A 1,809-nucleotide genomic window follows, 5' to 3' on the forward strand; every position below is an offset into this window, starting at 1 on the left:
TTCGATATGTTATCGACTGCGAAGAAAATGGTTATTAAACCGACTGCGCCTGACACTACGCCGAATGACTGGATCACTGTACCAAACGCAGCGGCGTCAGCTGATCCTGATTATACGTTCGATCCTGACAACGAGCGTATCGCAAACATTACGTTCAATGCGTTCCCTGAGGCTGACGGCACTCTATATATCTTAGGCGATGAGTCGATCAAGGAGACCGAAACCAAAAGCAAGTAAAACTAAATAATAGCGAAACTGGGCGAGGTCTTCGGAATTCGCCCTCTTTTTTTTTGTTGATATGTAAATTGTATCGCCGAGAATTCGATTTTAAGACGATTATCTTTTGTTTCATAGGTATATGGTCATTAAATCGCAAATTTAGATGGAGGTATAACTTATACAAGTGTAGAATATGAAATAAACAACGTATGAAGGTGAAACGAATAACGTATGCGTGATTGATTAGTAAGAAGTGGAGGACGTATTTATGAAGATCGGAGACGTTTTGAAGGCACTGGTAACAACGAAGAGTGCCGTATTAGCAAAGGAAATAGGTATAGGAGAGAAGAAGCTGCGAGACACATTAAAAAGCCTTGGTTATGAATATCGTAATAGTGGCGATAAAGGGTGGCACTTCGTAGGAGAGGGTGATCAGCCGCTTGAAAGAGACATACAAGACTTCGTTAACGTGCGTAAAACACGTGCACAACGTAAGGGTAACGTACAAAGAACGATCGATGTGTCAACAGAAGGTGAAGTACATAACGCATTAACACCGCATGAGGTGAGTGTTTTACGTGATATGATTAATGAATGGGGAACGGTTAAAGATGCTATAAACACCGCAGCAACAACGCGCGAAGGCGTGATAGAGACGTCGCATAGTATTAACGATCTGTATATAAGAGTTAAACAAGAAATAGAGCCTCAAAAGAAGATGCGCAAGACTTTAAATGTTAATGAGGGCGTAGGAAAAGCACTTGACGAATTCGCGGCAAAATTCCGACTAGATAAGCAAGATATAGTAGAGCTTGCATTGTATGATCTGTTCGCAAAATATGGCGAGAATTATAAGGATTGAGAAGAGAAAAAGGAAAGATAATAACGAAGATACGGGAAGCCTTGGCGGGTTTCCCTATTTTTTTTTGCACGCAGCGAAGAAAGATGGCGTAAGAGAGCGATTAATAGGGAAGAAAATACGCTGAGATTAACGATTCTGAGCCGATAACTTTTGGATCGCGGGTAGTAGTCGCGAAGATTCGTCAGAATGCGCTTATCGGCGATGATATACGACGAATACTGACATCGTGTCGGGTTTAATACAAAAAATAACTTGATTTTAGTAGAAAAATGGCGTTACAATGGATACAACTTAATATTGAACGTGAAAAAGCGCCTACCGATTGGAGTCGGTAAACGCTTATAGTTGCTAGTTTCGACGCCAATCGATTCTAGCGGCTCCGTATCAACCCATACGGATTAAATTTATGTATTCATTATATCGACTATTATGGAAAGTTTCAAGTGTGAATTTCTACCTATTTCGGTCGATATATTTTGCGGTATTCTTTTAATCCTATCGGTGGGGTTATTGGAATACCGCTTTTTTGTGTTCGCGTGGAATTGCCTGATACCACGTAGATAAAAACTGATAAGCCGTAATTCCGTGCTGCATACATTCGTTTAGCGGGAACGTGTTACGGCGTGGCTTGCTATCGGTCGTGCGGGAAGTACAGAGTATGCTTCTACAAGGATAGCGCCCCGTAACGTATTCCTATTCATGCGTTGCGGGTAGGCGAGAACTTGCCT

At 41.6% G+C, this 1,809-nt stretch carries 1 protein-coding gene and 1 pseudogene; both read left to right on the top strand.

Annotation, left to right across the window (positions count from 1 at the left end; all coding sequences use genetic code 11):
• Nucleotides 1-237 (top strand): annotated as a pseudogene (locus tag GBN91_RS28475) (hypothetical protein); the annotation flags it as partial.
• Between the two features lie 250 nt (nucleotides 238-487).
• Nucleotides 488-1,081, top strand: a complete 594-nt coding sequence (locus tag GBN91_RS28480) for a hypothetical protein (RefSeq protein ID WP_152122906.1) — start codon at nucleotides 488-490, stop codon at nucleotides 1,079-1,081.
• Nucleotides 1,082-1,809 lie beyond the last annotated feature (728 nt).

Origin of the sequence: Bacillus sp. B1-WWTP-T-0.5-Post-4, assembly GCF_009183795.1 — a bacterium.
Taxonomy (GTDB): domain Bacteria; phylum Bacillota; class Bacilli; order Bacillales; family Bacillaceae_G; genus Bacillus_A; species Bacillus_A cereus.

Bases quoted from the DNA above. Each gene is read 5' to 3' on its own strand.
- GBN91_RS28480 (WP_152122906.1), top strand. From the start codon at position 488: ATGAAGATCGGAGACGTTTTGAAGGCACTGGTAACAACGAAGAGTGCC.